This window comes from Paenibacillus sp. FSL F4-0236, from assembly GCF_038000135.1.
Taxonomy (GTDB): Bacteria; Bacillota; Bacilli; order Paenibacillales; family Paenibacillaceae; genus Paenibacillus_AQ.
This window is the reverse complement of sequence record NZ_JBBOBK010000001.1, coordinates 6,460,634-6,480,697: the sequence shown is the minus strand read 5'-3', so window position 1 is coordinate 6,480,697 and position 20,064 is coordinate 6,460,634. Positions and strand designations below refer to the sequence as shown.

Below are 20,064 nucleotides of genomic sequence, written 5' to 3'. Positions count from 1 at the left end.
TCAATTGAGCCTGCAAGGTATTACTATTCAGTCGTTGTAATCTTCACTGGGGACCATTCTGCAATAACTGTTTGTCCATGCACAGACACACTGCCTTCAGGACTCAGATCCTTCTCTGTCATAATTCCAAGCGCGACTGTAAAGTTGTTGAACTTGATCGGAATATTTTTCTCACGACGCACTTCTTTGCCATTCAAATAGAATACAGCCTCATCGTTGCCACGGTGGTACGTTATGCGGTAGGTATTAAATTCACGTGGTTTGAAATCCGTATCTTCTTTAAAGATGCAGAAATATTTCGTTCCTTTGCTCTCTGGTACTTGTACCCCCGGGAACGGCAAAATACCATATACACTAGCATATTTATCATTTCCCGCAAAAAAGTCTAGCGCCGCACCTGTCGTAAAATCAAGCAAGTTCAGCGATACATAACCATCGTACAAATCTCCAGGTGCTGTTCCTTGTGTACGGCTACGAATTTGCAGCTCAAAGCTAATCTCTCCGGCCTCAGGAATTACCACTGGCTCCGCGGAGTAATACATATGCTTAGCATTGTCTAGAATTTGTACTTGATGGTTCTCGCGGGACAATTTCGCACGCACATACAGCGTATCATTACGAACAATAACTACTGCTTCCGGTTCACGATAAGCCCAAAAGGACCCATCAGGCAGTGTAAATCCACCTGTCTTCCAGACCTTTCCTTCTTCTAAAATGGAGTGGAAATCTCCAAGCACCATTTGATTGCCTTTAACATTTTGTTCTTCCTTCAACAGTTCCTTGTCCTTCTTTTCCATGAAAGCTCACTCCTTCTGTATGGTAATTACTAGTACAAGCAAAAACGCCTTCACCGTCCCTAATGGACGGTAAGCGTTTATGCGAGAAATATAAGGATAATGTATAGCGTGAAACCTATATATTCTTATATCTTCAGAATAATCCTTGAATTAGTAAGGTTGCTGCCATCACTACTCCGCAACGAACGGAGGCTTTTTGTGAAGCACCCATGAGCGGGATATAGGCTGGTGAAGCATTATGTGGCTTCAGTCCACGATAAATACGAATCGGCCAGAAGGCTGTAACCAATGCCAATAGTGCATAAACTGGAAGTACGCCCATTAGCACACAGATCACCACAGAAGCATAACCGGTGAAGAGAAGCACACGCGAGAAGACAAGCGCCTTCTGTTCACCCCATACTACAACAAGCGTAAGTTTTCCAGCCTGCTCGTCCGCCTTCCAATGTAAGAAATGATGATTAAACAATAGCAATGTAGTCAAGAATCCAACCGGCAATGAAAGGATGACAGGCTTCATGCTAAAATGACCGGTTTGTACGAAAAAGGAACCTAACACAGGCATGATCCCAAAAGCTATAAAGATAGCCATCTCACTATATCCCTTACCGCGATAGCCATACCGCAGGGGTGGGGCTACATAGAAATAAGCGATTAAAGCACCTACAAGTACAAACCAGAGGATATTCCAACCGCTATATATACTTAGGACTCCACCACAGATGAGGGCAATCGCCAACATACTCCAGGTCATCTTTGCATAAAAAGACTCCGAGAGGATTCCACCTGTCAGTAGCCCGGAGTTTGTGCTGATTTCACCAGCGGAATTCTTCGCCTCTGTATCTGTTCCGTTGCGATAATCCCACAGATCATTCACCATATTGGAAAACAGATGCGCCGAAATCGCTCCTATTAAGGTTAGAATAAATAAGACCGGATGGAATGACCTTTCCCATACATATGCCCCAACTGTACCTAAAACAATCGGGATAAGCATAACTGAAAAACTCCAAAACCGGGTCGCCTTCGTAAATAATGTCCATTTGCTCACTTCAAGCTTACCGCCTTTTCATTATGACTTGATAATAATTATCACTGACTATTATACATCAATTTTCAACAGATTGTGAAGATTATCACTGCATATAATGTCTAATCTTGACATAATACCCCGGTTTGTTTGGCTAAAAGGTTTCTTCGTTGAAGCTAAAAATGTAAATAACCTCTTATTGGACATAAGGCCACCCTTTTACAACAAAAAATGAGCGCTGTTTTATAGGCAAGCACATACCGATATGATATGATAGGCAAGCCTATGAACAGCGCTCGTTGAGTGCTGTTTTTAAGAGCGTAAAACTATATATAATAATGGAGGCTTTTACTGTCATGTCAGCGCAATCCCCTAACACCCAATCTGTCAAAATCGTCACCGCAGACCCTAGCGCCATCGGGCTATTCGGACTGGCTATTGTCACATTGGTTGCTTCTTCACAGAAGCTTGAGTTTACAACAGGACTTAGCTACGTCATTCCTTGGGCTATCTTCCTGGGAGCATTTGCTCAACTATTCGCCGCAATTCAAGATGCTAAGCACAACAACACCTTTGGTATGACTGCCTTTGGCGCCTACGCTTTCTTTTGGTTCGGCATGGCTAGCAGCTGGCTGATCAAGCTCGGCGTATTCGGCCCAACGCTTGCAGAGGCTGTAGATCCTAAGCAGCTCGGATTTGTATTTCTGGGTTACTTGATCTTTACAATCTTTATGACCATTGGCGCGGTTGAGGCTAATAGAGTTTTGCTTATCATTTTTGTATTGATAGATTTCCTTTTTATTGGACTAACCTTCGATTCCTTTGGTATCGCTCCAGAATTCTTCCATAAGCTTGCTGCTTGTGCCGAACTTGGAATTGGTATCGTATCCTTATACGGATGTGGCGCTTCTGTGCTAAACGCTCATTTCGGACGCACTTTCTTACCGATCGGAGCTCCGCTAGGTATTTTCAAGAAATAGTAATTCACCTTTTTTGAATCCTAACTTTTGCAAGCCGAAAGGATGCCTGAGACCATGCATGTCCTATCCTCTTCTGAATTAGCCGTAACCGCTATATTTGCGCTTATTCTCGCAGTTATTGCCTATTTGATCATTCGGAATATCCCAAAGATGTCTGGAGATATTGCGGCTTTTCGCAAAAGAACACTGGTCTGGACCCAGGTTTCGCTTGTACTAACGGTACTTCAGCTGAACTTCAAAGCAGGCGACTGGCGATTTTCTATCGTTCTTGGACTCATCGTATTATTTACCGGAAGCATTTGGCTTTCCGCCCGTTACCATGACATCCGCAGCACCTTAGATCCAGAATCCAAAGATTCTGAAGTACATTAGTAGAAGCTAGGTAACAAAATAAAGGTGATGAAGCTCCCGTAAGGGGGCTTTTTTTGTGAATTCGGAAGGTCCCTTCGCATACTTCTCCCCTCCATAACCATACTAATGACATTCCAAGCTAAAATGCCTACGGCGTCCTATTAAGGAGGCTAAACGTTTATGCGAGAATTATAAGGATAACGTATACCGTGAAACTTATACTTTCTTATAATTCAATATAAGGAACGGGAGGACTATCCAGGTGAGTAAAAAAATAAATCTTCTGATGTTCAGCGGAGAATACGACAAAGCCATGGCGGGATTGATCTTAGCGAATGCCGCGAGAGATATTGATGTAGAGGTTACGATGTTTTTCTCTTTCTGGGGTTTGTTTCTGGTGCGTGATCCGGAGAAGATGACGCTAGAGGATAAAAGTATTTATGAGAAGCTGATGGATGTCATTACGCCAAAAGGCCCTGGGCAGCTGCCACTCTCCCATTTGAATTTCAGCGGGCTGGGCCGGATGATGCTAGAGGAGATGATGGAGGAGCAAGGCGCGCCGAAGCTGATTCATTTTCTTAAAGGAGCTCGTAAAAAAAACATCAAGTTCTATGCCTGTAAGCTCTCCGTCGAAATCATGGGCTTTAAAACAGAAGAACTGCTGCCAGAGGTCGAGATTATCGATGCTGCGGCGTATTTAAAAGATGCTTTGGAGAGTGATGTTCAGCTGTTCATTTAGCGGTTGAAATTAATTAATATAAGAAAACATAAAGCGACATGGGGAATTTCCCATGCCGCTTCGGATTTCGATTGTAAGGATATAAATTATACCGTGATGATTGTCTTGCCCATTGGAATCTTGAAGTGCTTCTCCATTACTTTGATATGAATCAGCTCTTGTGCATCCACGATTAATTGCGTCTTCAAATGGTTCACTTCCACGGTAATCGTCGCTTGACGGTAACGCATCGTGAAAGTGTATCCCTTCCATTGCTTCGGCAATGTCGGGTTCAATGCCAAATGATCATCCTTGATCCTTATACCCGAGAAGCCATAGACGATCGACATCCATGTACCACCCATGTTCGCCATATGCAATCCGTCTTTCGTGTTGCCATGAGTGTTATCCAAATCCATTCGTGCCGTTTCAATGAAATAATCGTACGCCTTGTCCGAGTAACCTAACTTCGAAGCCATGATGCTATAGATCGCGCAGGATAAGGACGAATCATGAGTTGTCAGCTTCTCGTAATAATCGTAGGAGTTCCGCAAGACATCGGTTGAAATGCCATCCTCGAGCAAGAAATGCGCCAGCACCGTATCGGCCTGCTTCAACACCTGATGACGATAGATATGTAGCGGGTGATAGTGAAGCAACAGTGGGTGTTTTTCTTCCGGTGTGTTCTCGAAATCCCACACCTTCTTCGCTAAGAAAGAATCATCTTGTGCATGAATGTTCAAATTCTCATCGAAAGGCAGATACATCTTCGCAGCTGCTTCTTCAAATGCTGCAATCTCATCTGCTGTTAAGCCAATGCGACTACACAAAGCTTCCCATGCCGCAGGATGAGTTTCTGCCAGCTGTTTATACCACGATGCAGCCCACTCTAGATTATATTTTGCAAGTACATTCGTGTAATAGTTATTGTTTACGATGGCCGTATACTCATCCGGACCTGTTACATCATCAATCTTGAATAGACCTTCATGATAATGACCTAGCTCCATCCAAGTTCTTGCAGTTTCAAATACGACTTCCGCACCGAATTCCGCAATGAACTCTTTATCGCCTGTCGCGAGATAATATTGAATATACGTATAAGCAATATCACCATTAATATGATACTGTGCCGTACCAGCTGGGAAGTACCCCGAGCACTCTTCCCCTGTAATGGTACGCCATGCGTAAGCGGCCCCCTTCTTGTGGCCTAGCTCTAGCGCACGCTTCTTCGCTTCACCTAGAATCGTATAACGGTAACGAAGCAACTGCTTCGCCAGCTCTGGCTGACAGAGGATGAAGAACGGCAGGATATAGATTTCGGTATCCCAGAAATAATGTCCCTCGTAGCCCTCACCGCTTAAGCCTTTGGCTGCGATGTTACTGTATTTATCTTTGCCCACAGATTGCAGCAACTGATATACGTTATATCGAAGACCTTGCTCAAGTACCTCATCACCTTGGATCTCGATATTTGCAATTTCCCAAAAATGTTGTAAATATACTTCTTGTGCCATGTAAGCCGCTTGAATCCCTTGCGTTAATACCAAAGCCATCAACTCACGTCCGCGAGCAGCTGGATCTTCGTGTCGACGTGTATCTGTAAATACGTTGAATTTTGTGAATTGAACAATATCCTTACCGGCTGGGAACGCATACCGCACCATTACACTTTTCTCACCCTTGATCAGTTCACCGTTCACCGCAGGCGTTGTCTGATGAACTGTTGTTGCCGCCACTTGTAGCTTCGATGTATTTGTCTCAAGCACGATTTGTAAGGAGGTCTCGTCGAACACCTCGATATTCTTCATATCCAATAGCTTGGCATGACCCGATGCAACACGAGGGTCCTTCGCATTCGTATAGTTACTCACATCGCCATTCACGCCAGAGGTAATCGTCACTTCATCCTGACAATTGATACGAGCTACCTCAATATCTATCGTGAACAATTCGAGTGTTGTCAATGACGCCATGCGTGTGAATGAAATTTCGACCTCTTTACCTTGTGGTGAAATCCAGTGCACGAGCCGTACGTACTTACCTTCGCGCATATCGAGATAACGCCGCCCAGATACGACCGTTCCTGTGAAAAGACTGAACTTCTCCTCCCCGATATGAATGGTCACATCCTGTACATCCATCACATTCACAAGTTTCTGTTGTGTATCGGGAAAGCCATACGCGCTCTCCCCATATAGCATCGGTGTAATATCATAAAATGCATTTATATATGTTCCACGAACCGTTGGCTCGTCACCTTCATAACCTTCTTCAAAATTACCTCGAACACCTACATAACCATTAGCCACATTAAAAATACTCTCACTAACGCCGAGGTCTTGCATATCCCTATGATTCTCAATAATCCAGCCCGACTTCATATGAAGGCCCCCTCATCCAATTTTATTTCACAGCACCTGCCATAACGCCTTTAATAATGTATTTCTGTGCGAACAGATAAAAGATAATAACCGGAATAATCGATACGACAAGTCCTGCCATTGCAAGGTTCCACTGAATTGTAAATTCTCCGAAGAAGAAGAAGGTTGACAATGGAATGGTACGAAGCGCTGGGCTTGTTAAGGTCAAGGATGGAAGTAAATAGTCATTCCAAATCCACAATAGATTCAAGATTCCTACAGTCATCGTAATTGGCGTAAGCATTGGGAATACAACCTTCCAGAATGTCTGCCACGTATTACAGCCCTCTATCATCGCCGCTTCTTCAAGAGCAATCGGTACCCCTTTAATAAAACCATGATAAAGGAAGACCGACATACTTAGCCCAAATCCGATATACATGAAAATTAAGCCATAATGTGTATTAATCATAGAGAAATTAAGTGATGGGATATCCCATTTGTTTAAATATTGCATTAGCGGAATCATCACTGATTGAAACGGGATGAGCATCGTACCTACGAATAAGAGGAGAATGCCATTGGACAATTTATTCTTCATGCGAACAAGCATCCAAGATGTCATCGCTGAGAAGATAATAATAAGCCCAATACTAATGACACTCACTAAGAGCGAGTTTTTAAATGCTGACAAAAAGTTCATTTTGTCCATTGCCGCAGCATAGTACTCGAAGGAAAAGGATTTCGGCAGGCCGAACGTATCGGTGAATATCTCGGCACGTCCTTTGAACGAATTCACAAACATAATATACATAGGCAACAGCATAAGAAGTCCACTAACCCAAGCTATAACTTCAAGCAATATTGAAGTTGATTTATTGCGACGTTTCATTATTGTTCAACCTCCCTTTTCTTCGAGATAACGACCTGCGTAACCGTCACAACTAAGATGACGAGGAAGAAAATAATCGCCTTGGATTGCGCGAGCGCATATTGATTCATACTAAACGCGGTTTTAAAGATATTCATTGCAACAAGCTCGGTTGTACCGTAAGGACCACCGTTCGTTAGTGAGATATTGGTATCATATTGTTTGAATGCGTTCGACAGCGTCAAGAACAAGCTGATCGTGAAGGCTGGCATAATGAGTGGGAACATAATTTTGCGGAATCGCATCCATCCTCCTGCGCCATCCATATCAGCTGCCTCCAGCACCTCATCCGAAACACCTTGAATAGCTGCGATGTAGATGATCATGACGTAGCCGGCCATTTGCCATGTTCCTACGAAGACCAGCGCCCAGAAGGAAGCCGTCGGATCATCCAACCAATTGAAGAAGATCGAGCTATTCCCCATTACTTCTCCAACCTGTACGAAGAATTTCGTGAATACGAACTTCCAGATGAAACCTAGGATCAGACCACCGATCAAGTTGGGCAGGAAGTATATTGAGCGTAAAAGATTACGCGACTTAATTTTGGAAGTCACCAGCATCGCGAGTGAAAGTCCGATAACGTTAACGAGAATAATCATGCATACGGCATATTTAAATGTCAGGCCGAAGGATGTAAGAAAATCTGAATCTTGAAACACCCGTACATAATTACCGAAGCCTACAAAGTTAGAACCTGCAAATTTAAACCCATCCCAATCTGTAAAAGAGTACACAATCCCCATAACGAATGGAATGATGACTACATTTATAAAGATGAATAATGATGGAACAATAAAAGCTGCGGCTATTAAATTTCTCTTTACACTTTTCTTCAATGGTTTCACCTCTTATCCATTTCTACAAAACAGGAAGAGGCCGCTTAACGAATATTCGAGAAGCAGCCTCCATAGCCATACGATTATTTTTTAACCGCAGTCATCCAAACATTCTGAAGTGCTTCTAACAAGCCCTCGCCCGTTAATTTTCCTGCATAGTATTTTTCCATTTGGTTCGCAAACTCTTGATCTGCTCCCGCTGGGAATTGATCGAATACCCATTTCACTGTCTTGCCTTCACTTGCATAACGGTTCACTTCTTGGGATAACGGATCCATTTTGCTAGTATCAAAACCGGAGTACACAGGGATAAAGTTAAACTCATCCGTTACATAGTGCTGACCCGCTGGATCTGTTAGCAACCAATCCAAGAACACCTTCGCACCCGCTTGTTGATCTTCCGATGCATGCTTGTTCACGCGGAAGAAGTTACTGTTACCTACCGCAATACCTTGATTACCTTCGAACGGTACTGGCAAGAAACCGTATTCAAATTTCACATCATAATCGTTCAAGAGACCTTGTGCCCAGTTTCCTTGGTGAATCATCGCATATTGTCCTGCCGCGAAGCCTGCAACTTGTTCATCATACGTATCTTTACTCAAGTTCGTATGGTCTTTGATCTTGTCCAGATCAGCAACGTACTCTTTCAATTCAGGAATATCTTGAAGCTTCAATTCGCCAGCATTAATCTTAGCAATCGTACCCGATGTATCTTTCATTAATGCAAATGGCCAGTTAAATGGATGCATGAAACGGAAGTAAGACTCTTGTGCATACGCTATGGCCTTCTTCACGCCTTTCACTTGCTCTAGCTTCGTGCTTGCTGCTACAAGATCATCCCATGTCTTAATATCATCCGCATTCACGCCTGCTTCCTTGAACATATCCTTATTGTAGATAAGTCCGAAACCTTCAAGCGCAACTGGCAAGCCATATAATTTACCATCATTACGCGCTGCTGTATCTTGTCCTTCAACAATTTTGCTAGCCGCTTTCATATCATCCAAGGGTGCCATATATGGAAGATATTTTTGAAACTCTGAGCCAGATGCTGTTGTGAAAATGGTTGGTGCTTTTTCTGGGGCGGAGCTGAATTGTGTCTGGAGCACCGTCATCAGGTTGTCACCTGCTGCCCCTAATGCTTGTACTTCATATTTATCTTGAGTTTTATTGAATTCTTTCACTGCATCCTCTAGTGCACTTTGGATTTCTACTTTATTCTGAATGATTGTAATAACCGCTTTTTTACCAGTTCCTTTAGACGTTGTGTCTGCGCTATTTGCCTTGTTTGCCCCATCATCACTTTTTGCTCCACAAGCGACTAACGTGGATAACATAGCTACAGATAATAATGCTGCCCCTACTTTTTTCTTCATCTGCAATACCCCTCTTCTGAAGATTTCATAATTTTTATTTGTATTTCTAAAATTGAAAGCCTTTACAAAACTGATATTACACGATAATATAACACTTAATTATAAATTCTTAACATTAGTTTCGATTTATAAATACGGATTATATTGTAAAATCCTCCCTTAAACAGGTAGCCTAAAGGAGATTATCCATGCTAGACATTACTGCCGTCCTCGAACGCAATATGGCGAAGAATCGCTATCAGAACTATATGCACCCTTCCTATGAGCACGAAAAGAAGCTCGTCTATGCAATCCAACGCATTGATCGTGAAGGTGCCGTTAAAATATTGAATGAAATCAACCTGCTGGAACGAGCCAACCTGTCACCGAAGCCTTTACAGTCGTTGAAATATTCTCTAGTCGCTAGCTGCACCATTTTTACGCGTGCGATCATTGAGGCAGGAGTCGATTCCGAGTCCGCGTTCATTCTCAGTGACCATTACATCAACTTAATTGATGAGAGCGACTCAATCGTGAAGACCGTTGAGATTGAATACCTCATGCTAAATAGCTTTATTAGTGTCATCTCAACCCATCGTTCGTATTCGTATGGACCCATCATTAATAAGACGATCGCCTATATTAAAAAGCACATTGAAGAGAAGCCTACGCTAGAGCGAGTTGCGGAAATCGTGCAGTTGCATCCGAATTACCTCGCAACGCTATTCAAACAAGAAACAGGGAGCACTGTCCTCAACTTCATCCATAAAGAAAGAATGGATGCGATCAAAAACTTCCTGATCCATACAAATATGGCGCTTCAGGATATTAGTGATATCTTTGGCTTCGCTTCCTCTGCCTACTTCTCTACCTACTGCAAGACGCATCTAGGCATGACCGCAAGGGAGTATCGAAAAGATCACATGAAATGAAAAGCAAAAAGGCGAATTCTCATTCATAGCTGAATGGAATCTCGCCTTTTGGTCCCCCTAATGATTACTTTGCATAACTATCTCTTCGGTGGTTGCGGTGTAATCAGGAAGTTAACCGGCAAATTACTACCAGACGCTGCAGTGAACAATATCTCAACAGAGCCCCCTTCATCACCTGTACGATAAACCACACTATTCAAGTTTGCATTTGTAATACTGCCGGTACTTGGCATTTGAACAATTTGACCATTCACCATAACAGGTCCCATATAATTACCACCACGCGGGTTAAAGGTAATTAATGAATTTGGAGCAACATGTTCAAATTTGATTTTGTATAGTACTCCGAAGTTGCCTGCATTGGATGCACCAGTTCCTGACATAGGGTCGGTGCCCATCAAATTCAAATCACTTGAATTATCACCGATGAGAAGTCTCGCAGGTGTTCTCCCTACTTCATCCGTAACAGTCATGATACGTGTAGAATCAGCATAAGTCCCTCGGTTATGCACGCCATCACGATCCAGTATTGGAAGCATAGGAAGTGTGGTTAACGGATCTTTATTCGCATCAATCATCATAACATTGTATTCAATAGGATAATCACTATATAAGTCCGCTTGGAGTGAAACGATTTCGCTCGGTTTTATTGCAATATTATTCAGATCAGACAGGATAGAGACGCTTTCACCAGGTTGCAGGACCGTTGTCTTGTAATCTTTTTTCGTTTGCATGGATTCCCAGTAACGTTGCACTGAGAGTTTACCCGTAGCTTCCGGAAAGGGATGTGGGCCTCCAACGCCTAAATATTCTGTTGTGATCGTCGTAGGGGATAGATTGTTGTTCTTAGCTATCACATATACCTTCATTTTAGTATTCATATTATTCTTGTGGTGAATCAAAAAGCGGGTTCCACCGAACGATGTTTCACGATAAGTAATCCCTTCCATATTTACGGTTTCTGGACTGTTAGCGCGAATAAGATTATAAGGCTCAGAAGTGAGCGTATAAGCTACCTTCTGCCAGTTTGGAACATTGGATCCGTCAACATCAAATACACTACCCGGAGAAGCGAACAATCTATAGAAATCTTCCTTACTGTACAAGACTTCACCCGTAATATTAATGACTTTTTCAAAAGTGCTGATTGCGCCATGTGAATCTTCTACTTGAATAGAAACTGTTGCAGGACCAGGCGTGAAAAAAGCTTCCGCTTTATTTGTCCAGGTAGTTGTTTTAATTGTATCTCCGTCTGGGTCGGTGCTCATATCCGTATAAGTGATCATCTCACCCATTTTGTAGGAATTCTTATCGGTCGTAAAATTTGCAACCGGCGGTGTATTCGGTTTTAGAATCGTGATCGTCGTGGAGTAAGGATCACTCCATTGTCCATTAGCATCCCTAACAGAGTAGGATACTACATATTGCCCAGGTGTATCATAGATATCCTGCTTCCCTTCCCACTTCTCTTCAACTATGGCTGAACCAATCGGTGAAGAGCTAGAAGTCAGGAAATTCACTGGATCACCAGCATAAATTATAGCCGGTACTGTAAAAGAAGCTTTAGGCTTCAAATTTAGCGAAAGAATGACTCGTTTTTGCACATTATCCACGGTATACGGAATGCCCAGCGCCCCAGTAATGGACGTCAATGGAATCATAAAGGTTCCTTTGAATTGATATGCTGGACCTTTCATTGTCACATTCTTACCATTTACGGAATAAATCTTACTATCTGTCTTGAACCGCATAACGTCGCTGCCTTTAGTAACAATAGTCTCTTTCGTCTTATAATCGTAAATGTATTTCACACCTACACGTTCAACCATAGCTCTAATCGAAACGTAGGAAACGCCATTCTTCACTGCCATTGGCTGATTAGCCAAATATTCAATGCCATTCTGATACATTTTGTTACTATTCATCATAAGTACAAGCTGATTGCTAGCCCCTGCATTAACTATATCAGTTGTAATCGGTGGTGTGGTGGTCGCAGGTATAAGTGTAAGACTTGGACTCGGTGTGGGGGATGGTAACGTTGTTAAAGTAGAATCGGTTGTTACCCCTGTAATTGGCGTTACTGTCGCTGTTGGTGTTGGTGTTGGTGTTGGTGTTGGTGTTGCTGTTGCTGTTGCCCCTTCTGCTACCGGACGTGTCAATAATGGCAATGGATCAGTAGCTTCTGGAATTACTTCCGCAACAGATGTAGTAGCCACTCTTACTCCACTGGTGTTACTGGAGGTAATATTTCCAGCTTCAGCAAAAACGGGCACTGCCGCAGCAGTCTGAGATACGGCCAATAGTACAACTAATGATAGTTTTTTTAAATGCATGATTTGACTCCTCTGCTCCATTTGTGAATATAAGTGGCCCCTAACTTTACCTTCCTCTTATATAACGAGACAGTGCTTTTACTTCATGGTACATTCATTATTTCAAATCGTATTATTTGACGCAGTAGATCTCAAAAAGTTTCATTATAAGTAAATAAAAAACAATGTTGTATATTAATTACACCATTCACCTCTATCTCCTTTATTTGTTATTCCTATAAACTCCACCTAGGCTTTAACCCAATTCTCCAAGCAAGCATATACTAATGCCATAGAAACTACTGGCACGCCGAAAATAAACTATGACCTTACCACTATCGGCGTACGGGCTGGAGGGAAATCCGTGCTAAACATCATCCACGCCTCTTCTGCAGAGACGCCCGCTTCACTACAAAACCATTTCGAGATTTTTCGTGAGCACACCATTGGAATTCGGCATCAGATCACCACACCCTATGGTAGACAGCCACTGCTGTATGCCGATTGGACCGCAAGCGGACGCTTATATGAACCGATTGAACGGAAACTGCAGGAAGCCTTCGGTCCATATGTTAGTAATCCACATACAGACTCCAACACGACCGGTTTAACCATGACACTGGCTTATAATGAAGCGCGACAAATTATTAAAAAGCATGTAAATGCTGGCCCTCAGGACATCCTGCTCTTCTGCGGAAATGGAACAACGGGAGCTGTAAACAAGCTGCAGCGTATCATGGGCTTAAGACTCCCTGAGTGGATTCAGGACTATAGCTCCCATTCGATGGAGGAACGTCCTGTGATCTTCACCAGCCATATGGAGCATCATTCCAATATCCTTCCCTGGCAGGAGGGGATTGGTGATGTTGTGACTGTTCCTCCCGGAGAAAACGGAAATATAGATCTTCAGCAGCTTGAAGCCCAGTTGAAATTGTATCAGCATCGCCGCTGGAAAATCGGTTCATTTACGGCTTGCTCCAATGTGACCGGAATTCAGACTCCCTACCAGAAGCTTGCCGCGATTATGCACCGTCACGGAGGCCTATGTTTTGTAGATTTTGCCGCCAGCGCTCCCTATGAACCTATCGATATGCATCCTGTCTCACCGCTGGAGAAGCTGGATGCAATCTTTTTTTCTCCGCATAAATTTCTGGGTGGACCGGGCACGAATGGCGTTCTAATTTTTGATGAGGCTCTAAGTAATGGACGTATTCCTGACGAACCGGGTGGAGGTACAGTGGCTTGGGTCAATCCTTGGGGAGGACGCCGCTACACCAACGAAATAGAGATGCGGGAAGACGGGGGAACACCGGGGTTTCTGCAAGCTTTTCGGACGGCACTTTGTGTGAAGCTGAAGGAACAGATGAATGGAAACGGTCAATATATGGTGATTAGAGAGCACGAGCTATGCCAGCAATTAATGAACGGACTCCGTAGCATACCCGAATGCTCGCTGCTAGCTGGACATCATACAGAACGTCATGGCATTGTCTCTTTTACACTACGTGATATTCATTATAATCTTGCAGTTCAACTACTGAATGATCGCTTTGGTATACAAGCCCGGGGTGGTTGCTCTTGTGCAGGTCCTTATGGACATTACTTACTTGAATTAGGGTGGGCGCAATCTGCTCAGATCGCTGAGGCAATTACTGTGGGAGACCAGTCGCTTAGACCGGGTTGGATCCGCATCTCTCTACACCCCATTATGACGAATCAGGAGGTAGAGAGAATTGTATCCGCTGTACGAAATATCGTGATCCATTTCCAACAATGGAAACAGGACTATTTTTATGATGCTTCTACGAACAGTTGGACTCATATCTACAATGAGGATCCCGCAGAAGCGAAGGTCAAAGCGCTTTTTTCGGTGTAGTTCCCAGCTTATTGTGTAATGTCCTTCACCATGTCCAGATCGGCAGCACTAGCGTTGGAGATAACTTGTTCTACATTTTTACAACCCGGAATTACACTGGTTACTGCGGGATGCTGAAGGCACCACGCCAAAGCCCACTGCGCCATATCGAGTCCAGAAGGGACTTCATTGGCAGCAATTTCAGCTACAGCGCGCAGCTGTTTTTGCCTTACATCCTCTTTATGGTTAGCACGCACATCACCCTGACCAAATACCGCATCCGGCTTGTACTTGCCGCTTAAATAACCACTCGCTAACGGAACACGCGCCAACACACCTAATTTATGCTCGATGCAGAGTGGAAGAATCTCTTCCTCAGGTTGACGATCCAGCCGATTATATACTACTTGTATGGCCTCTGCTTGCACATCCGCTGCTGCAGAGGTCTGATGTACACCCGAGACTGATGCACTTATCGAGACGCCTAAATGACGGATTTTCCCTGCCTGCTTCTGTCTGTCGAGCATGCTCCACAACTTGTCATTATCGAATTGCTCATCCGTTCCGGAATGGAATTGATAGAGGTCGATGTACTCGGTCTGAAGTGCACGCAGGGAATCATCCAGCTGCTTCAGCACATCCTCAGCACGCCATAACTGTTCCCGCTGCAAATGTCCCTGAAAATGATGACCGAATTTCGTAGCTACAATCCAGTCCTCACGTTTCCGGCGAGCCAGATAACCCCCGATGAACTTCTCTGACAAGTGATCTCCATAACATTCTGCCGTATCAATCAGGTTAATACCGAGCTCTCCAGCCTTATCTAACATGGCATCGACTTCTGCTTGAGTGAAATCCTTGCCCCACTCTCCACCGAACTGCCAAGTACCCAATCCGATCACCGATACATTCATCCCTGTACTGCCAAGTTTACGATATTTCATCATCATTTCCTCCTTTGTTTTATTAAAATAGTCCATTCACAGTACTAAGCGGCCTTGTTTCCATCTTCCACTGTTCTAGCGAACCGCGCCTCGATGGCTTTAACTCCCCATAGTGACAATCCAATAAACACCAAGACATAGATGATCTCCCACGGCTGGCGGATAAATCGTTCCAGATCATTTCCAATATATGAAACTGCAAATACCATGATCGCTTTGCCCACAGTGAGCGCAAGGAGGTATGAACGAAACCTCATACCAGCAAGACCAGCAGCCATATTAATTACAACGAAGGGGCCTACCGGGAATATACTAAGCAGAAATACATAACTGAATCCGCTTTGCCGCACCCATGTCATACTTTTGGCTACCTTTGGCCGTTCTGCCCATTTTCGCAGATACCGATGCGAAGCTACTTTGCGAATAATCCAAAATGTTGTCACACAGCCCGCAACCAAGCCGATCCAAGAATACAAAAAACCTAACCATAAACCATATACAGCCCCGTTTAATCCGACGATCGCAATAGTTGGTAGTGGTGGTATAAATGATTTCAAAAACGTTAACACAATGCCCGGAAAGGGCCCAAACGAACGATATTGTTCAAGCAGATGCCGCAGATTATCCTCTGTCAGCCAAGACATAATATCAAGAAAGTACATAACCAGCTGATCTCCTCATCCGATTGGAATTCTTAACACCTGGTCTCAATTATACACGAAGTTGCGAGCATTCCTACAGCTCTTCCAATATAAAGAAAACAAGCTAGAACTACATGAATGACATCGAGCAGACCGTCAGTTACCATAGATAGAAAATACATATGAGACAGGGGCGCATGGTTATGATCATCCATTCAGAAGCCTTGGATTTACAACGTACCACCGTGCAGGATTTAGCGTTCGTTCTAGCCATCGAACAAAGTGAACTAAACCGCATCTATATTGGTCAATGGACTAAAGCGGAACACGCTGCAGCCCTCCAAGACCCAGATATTCTACATCTTACAATTTGGGATAGTTCAGGAAAAAGAGTCGGTTATATCATCATTACAGGACTTCAAGACACTCATCTTACCGTTTGTATTAAAAGAATCGTCATCCATTCCAAGGGATTTGGGTATGGTAAGCTGTCGCTTTGTCTCGTGACCGACTGGATCTTTCGCCACACTGAATCACATCGCCTATGGTTAGATGTTAGAGACCATAACCACAGGGCACGCCATGTCTATGAAAGCTGTGGCTTTACACTGGAAGGTACTCTACGTGACTGTATAAAAGTAGGAGAACACTTTGAATCTCTGCATATCATGTCCATATTACGGCATGAGTATATGGAGCGTGAGTAGCAGCGACAGCAATAGATTAGGGAAATCCTCCCTGATTTTTGGTCTTTCAGGTGCCTATAACTGCAAATCAGGGAAAACCTCCCTAATATTGAGCGAATTTGAGCAAAATCGGCGTATTTCAGGGATTTTTAGGGAGGATTTCCCTAAAACGTCTATTCGGGACCATAATCAGCTACTTTTTAGGGAGGATTTCCCTAAAAAGTGTATTCCGCGATGATAATCGGCTATTTTCAGGGAAGTTATCTCCACGCCCCTTTCATGCGCACAATAAAAAGCCGAGCAGTAGGCCCCCTATCCTGCGCAGGCTCACTACTCAGCTTCAAATCCCCTCACTTCAAACCTCTCCACTGTAACAACTAGCCTGCTCACCTTCCACCCTCAGCCCCGCAACTACAAGGGTTGTCACGTACTTACGGGCATCTGCTGTCAGCAATAATAACTCCATCGATCCCTTAGCCGGTTCCCCTCTGACAAACTTTATTCGGGCACCGTCCAAATCCTCTTGGATGCTGGCAATCGTATATCCTTTAAAAAGCAGCCCATCAATCTCCTGCTGTTCTTTGGCATATTCCGCAAAAGCAGACATTAGACTACACCTCCGCTGATTTCTGCCTTAGAAGGAAGAGGAGCCTCCGCTGCAAAACGTTTGCGTTTCAAATATTTTCCCGAACCTGCTTTGCCGACAAATTGTTTGTCACGAATAACAAATTCGCCTCGACTGAGAACAGAAACAGGCTCTCCCTTCACTTCAAAGCCCTCAAACGCATTATAATCTACGTTCATATGATGCGTAGCCGCAGAAAGGGTTCTTTCAACAGAAGGATCAAAAATAACCAGGTCAGCGTCACTGCCTACCGCGACCGTGCCTTTTTGCGGATACAAGCCAAACAGCTTGGCGCTAGAGGTAGCAATAATGTCTACGAATTTGTTCAATGAGATCCGGCCTTTCTGCACACCTTCTGAATAGAGAATCGTAAACCGATCCTCGATGGTCGGCCCACCGTTCGGAATTTTGGAGAAATCCCCTAGCCCCAGATCCTTTTGTCCTTTAAAATCAAACGAGCACTGGTCAGAGCCAATCGTCTGTAAGCTGCCGCTCCATAGCGCATCCCACAATACATCCTGATTCCACTGCTCACGCAGGGGCGGAGACCACACGTATTTGGCACCTTCGAAATTAGGCTTTTCCAGCGCCGTCTGATCCAGCACTAAATACTGTGGACAAGTCTCCCCGTAGACGCGCAGTCCCTTTTTACGCGCTTCAGCAATCTTCCAAGCGGCTTCCGCACAGGTCACGTGTACAACATACAGCTGAGAATCTGTCAGTTCAGTTAGATAAGCTGCGCGTCCCGTAGCTTCACCCTCCAGCTCCGGCGGGCGGGTCAGCGCATGAAAGATCGGGTCAGTGTTGCCTGCGGCCAAGGCCTGCTCAACAAGATATTCAATGACATCTCCATTCTCTGCATGCACCATTACGAGCGCACCTTCTTTTTTCGCGGTTTGGAGGGTCTTAAAAAGTGTGCCGTCATCCGCCTGAAAAGTATTCTTATAAGCCATAAATACTTTGAGCGAGGTAATGCCTTCATTCTCTATAATCTCCGGAAGCTCGCCCAGTACTTTATCGTTTAATTCTGAGACCATAAGGTGGAAGCTGTAATCAATCACCGCTTTATGCTGCGACTTATGATGCCAAGTATCTACAGCCTGCTGCAGCGGTTGTCCTTTGGTGGTTAAGCAAAAATCAATGACAGTGGTCGTTCCGCCATATGCAGCCGCAATGGTTCCCGTCTCAAAATCATCAGCTGTAACCGTGCCGCCAAAAGGCATATCCAGATGCGTATGAGGATCAATGCCTCCAGGAAAAACATAACACCCCGAGGCATCTATAATTTCCGCACCAGGGACATCCAAATGAAGGCCAATCTCCGTAATAACCCCGTTTTCAATCACCACATCGCCTGTATAAGTATCTGCTGCGGTAACGATGATGCCATTTTTAATAATCTTTTTCATCCTTACACCACCTCCACTTCCGAATAGGTGCCATTCAAACTTCCGATCACTTTCTGCCGCTGGTTCCAGGTCAGTGGAGCTGCTCCGGTATCCACTGGAACCATATCGATCGCGCCGTCTGCTGGACAGACAATTGAACAAAGATTACAACCTACACAATCTTCCTCGCGGACCTGTAGAATAGCTTTCCCATCTGCATTAGTTAACATATCAATACATTGATGTGAAGCATCTTCGCAGGCAATGTGGCATTTATTACAGTTGATGCAGTTGTTCTCATTAATACGGGCAACGACCTTATAGTTGAGATCCAGATCACCCCAGTTGGAGTAACGGGATACCGATTTACCGATTAACTCTGTTACGGAAGCCAAACCTTTGTCATCCAAATAGTTGTTCAGGCCATCGATCATTTCCTCCACAATCCGGAAGCCATGATGCATGACCGCTGTACATACTTGAATGCCCGTAGCACCCATCAGCATGAATTCAACAACATCCTGCCAGGTCGAAATCCCTCCAATACCGGAGATAGGAATGCCGACTCCCCGGTCACGAGCACACTCAGCTACCATACTAAGCGCAATTGGTTTCACGGCCGGCCCACAGTAACCGCCATGCGCACCCTGCCCCCCAACATTCGGAATTGTGTTCCAGCTATGAATATCTACACCAGCAAGACTGTTGATCGTGTTGATCATACTAATCGCGTCCGCTCCACCCTTAACCGCATGGCGGGCAACGACGGTGATATCCGTAATGTTGGGCGTCAGCTTCACAATCACCGGGGTCGTCGCAACTTCTTTTACCCAGGTGGTCTGTGCCTGCACCAGATCAGGCTGCTGCCCGGAAGCAGCACCCATTCCACGCTCAGCCATCCCGTGCGGACAGCCAAAGTTAAGCTCCAGACCGTCTACACCCACATCCTCTACCCGCTTAACAATCTCATGCCATTTATGCTGCGTTGGTTCTACCATCAGGGAGGTTATAATCGCATGATTCGGAAATCTTTTCTTCGTTTCATAAATTTCCTTCAGATTAACTTCAAGCGGACGGTCGGTGATCAGTTCAATATTGTTAAAGCCCGCAACCCGTTGCCCATTGAAATTTACTGCCGCAAAACGCGATGAGGTATTAATGATCGGATCACCGAGCGTCTTCCACACCGCACCACCCCAACCTGCTTCAAAGGCCCGCTGCACTTGATAGCCTGTATTCGTAGGGGGCGCAGAGGCCAGCCAGAACGGATTCGGTGATTTGATTCCTGCGAGATTAATACTTAAATCTGCCATT

Annotated in this window: 18 protein-coding genes; 6 read left to right on the top strand and 12 right to left on the bottom strand. The window is 44.4% G+C overall.

The window, feature by feature from the left end:
* Positions 1 to 23: 23 nt before the first annotated feature.
* Positions 24 to 797, bottom strand: coding sequence for a DUF6081 family protein (locus NSQ29_RS28935; RefSeq protein WP_341126624.1), 774 nt, complete (start codon positions 795 to 797; stop codon positions 24 to 26).
* 133 nt (positions 798 to 930) lie between these two features.
* A complete protein-coding gene (locus tag NSQ29_RS28930) occupies positions 931 to 1,848 on the bottom strand; it encodes a prenyltransferase (protein WP_340973306.1) in 918 nt (305 codons plus the stop codon).
* Between the two features lie 335 nt (positions 1,849 to 2,183).
* Between NSQ29_RS28930 and NSQ29_RS28925 the strand changes: the two genes are divergently transcribed.
* From NSQ29_RS28925 to NSQ29_RS28915, 3 genes are all read left to right on the top strand, one after another.
* Complete coding sequence (locus NSQ29_RS28925; RefSeq protein ID WP_042192624.1) at positions 2,184 to 2,807, top strand: acetate uptake transporter; 624 nt, start codon at positions 2,184 to 2,186, stop codon at positions 2,805 to 2,807.
* A gap of 54 nt (positions 2,808 to 2,861) precedes the next feature.
* Positions 2,862 to 3,179: a hypothetical protein gene (locus NSQ29_RS28920; RefSeq protein WP_076297950.1), complete on the top strand. Its 318-nt coding sequence runs from the start codon at positions 2,862 to 2,864 to the stop codon at positions 3,177 to 3,179.
* A gap of 241 nt (positions 3,180 to 3,420) precedes the next feature.
* Entirely contained in the window at positions 3,421 to 3,897 is a 477-nt protein-coding gene (locus tag NSQ29_RS28915; RefSeq protein WP_042131456.1) for a DsrE/DsrF/DrsH-like family protein, read from the top strand.
* A gap of 86 nt (positions 3,898 to 3,983) precedes the next feature.
* Here NSQ29_RS28915 and NSQ29_RS28910 read toward each other — a convergent pair whose 3' ends face one another.
* The 4 genes from NSQ29_RS28910 to NSQ29_RS28895 form a co-directional block, all read right to left on the bottom strand.
* On the bottom strand, positions 3,984 to 6,260 hold the full coding sequence (locus tag NSQ29_RS28910) for a glycoside hydrolase family 65 protein (protein WP_341126623.1): 2,277 nt from the start codon (positions 6,258 to 6,260) through the stop codon (positions 3,984 to 3,986).
* 22 nt (positions 6,261 to 6,282) lie between these two features.
* Positions 6,283 to 7,131, bottom strand: a complete 849-nt coding sequence (locus NSQ29_RS28905) for a carbohydrate ABC transporter permease (protein ID WP_076284877.1) — start codon at positions 7,129 to 7,131, stop codon at positions 6,283 to 6,285.
* Positions 7,131 to 8,009 (bottom strand): carbohydrate ABC transporter permease, encoded by an 879-nt coding sequence (locus tag NSQ29_RS28900; RefSeq protein WP_341126622.1) that lies wholly within the window; start codon positions 8,007 to 8,009, stop codon positions 7,131 to 7,133. Before NSQ29_RS28900 ends, NSQ29_RS28905 begins: the two co-directional genes overlap by 1 nt.
* Positions 8,010 to 8,092: 83 nt before the next feature.
* On the bottom strand, positions 8,093 to 9,388 hold the full coding sequence (locus tag NSQ29_RS28895; protein WP_341126621.1) for an ABC transporter substrate-binding protein: 1,296 nt from the start codon (positions 9,386 to 9,388) through the stop codon (positions 8,093 to 8,095).
* Between the two features lie 188 nt (positions 9,389 to 9,576).
* Between NSQ29_RS28895 and NSQ29_RS28890 the strand changes: the two genes are divergently transcribed.
* Positions 9,577 to 10,299 (top strand): helix-turn-helix transcriptional regulator, encoded by a 723-nt coding sequence (locus NSQ29_RS28890; protein ID WP_042192637.1) that lies wholly within the window; start codon positions 9,577 to 9,579, stop codon positions 10,297 to 10,299.
* Between the two features lie 77 nt (positions 10,300 to 10,376).
* Here NSQ29_RS28890 and NSQ29_RS28885 read toward each other — a convergent pair whose 3' ends face one another.
* The gene (locus tag NSQ29_RS28885) at positions 10,377 to 12,632 is read right to left on the bottom strand and encodes a copper amine oxidase N-terminal domain-containing protein (protein WP_341126620.1); all 2,256 of its coding nucleotides are present in this window, start codon (positions 12,630 to 12,632) and stop codon (positions 10,377 to 10,379) included.
* Positions 12,633 to 12,975: 343 nt separating this feature from the next.
* On the opposite strand from NSQ29_RS28885, the gene NSQ29_RS28880 reads away from it, so the two are divergent.
* A complete protein-coding gene (locus NSQ29_RS28880) occupies positions 12,976 to 14,487 on the top strand; it encodes an aminotransferase class V-fold PLP-dependent enzyme (protein ID WP_076284880.1) in 1,512 nt (503 codons plus the stop codon).
* An 8-nt stretch (positions 14,488 to 14,495) separates the two neighbouring features.
* Here NSQ29_RS28880 and NSQ29_RS28875 read toward each other — a convergent pair whose 3' ends face one another.
* Positions 14,496 to 15,410, bottom strand: a complete 915-nt coding sequence (locus tag NSQ29_RS28875) for an aldo/keto reductase (protein WP_076284881.1) — start codon at positions 15,408 to 15,410, stop codon at positions 14,496 to 14,498.
* A 44-nt stretch (positions 15,411 to 15,454) separates the two neighbouring features.
* Positions 15,455 to 16,072, bottom strand: a complete 618-nt coding sequence (locus NSQ29_RS28870) for a TVP38/TMEM64 family protein (RefSeq protein WP_341126619.1) — start codon at positions 16,070 to 16,072, stop codon at positions 15,455 to 15,457.
* 182 nt (positions 16,073 to 16,254) lie between these two features.
* On the opposite strand from NSQ29_RS28870, the gene NSQ29_RS28865 reads away from it, so the two are divergent.
* Positions 16,255 to 16,758, top strand: coding sequence for a GNAT family N-acetyltransferase (locus tag NSQ29_RS28865; protein ID WP_339243882.1), 504 nt, complete (start codon positions 16,255 to 16,257; stop codon positions 16,756 to 16,758).
* A 334-nt stretch (positions 16,759 to 17,092) separates the two neighbouring features.
* Here NSQ29_RS28865 and NSQ29_RS28860 read toward each other — a convergent pair whose 3' ends face one another.
* From NSQ29_RS28860 to preA, 3 genes are read right to left on the bottom strand one after another with little or no spacing between them, the layout of a single operon-like run.
* The gene (locus tag NSQ29_RS28860) at positions 17,093 to 17,344 is read right to left on the bottom strand and encodes a hypothetical protein (protein ID WP_340973321.1); all 252 of its coding nucleotides are present in this window, start codon (positions 17,342 to 17,344) and stop codon (positions 17,093 to 17,095) included.
* Positions 17,344 to 18,771: a dihydropyrimidinase gene (hydA, locus tag NSQ29_RS28855; RefSeq protein WP_341126618.1), complete on the bottom strand. Its 1,428-nt coding sequence runs from the start codon at positions 18,769 to 18,771 to the stop codon at positions 17,344 to 17,346. The genes NSQ29_RS28860 and hydA overlap by 1 nt, the downstream gene beginning before the upstream one ends.
* Positions 18,772 to 18,773: 2 nt before the next feature.
* Entirely contained in the window at positions 18,774 to 20,063 is a 1,290-nt protein-coding gene (gene preA / locus NSQ29_RS28850) for an NAD-dependent dihydropyrimidine dehydrogenase subunit PreA (protein ID WP_076222360.1), read from the bottom strand.
* Between the last annotated feature and the right edge of the window lies 1 nt (position 20,064).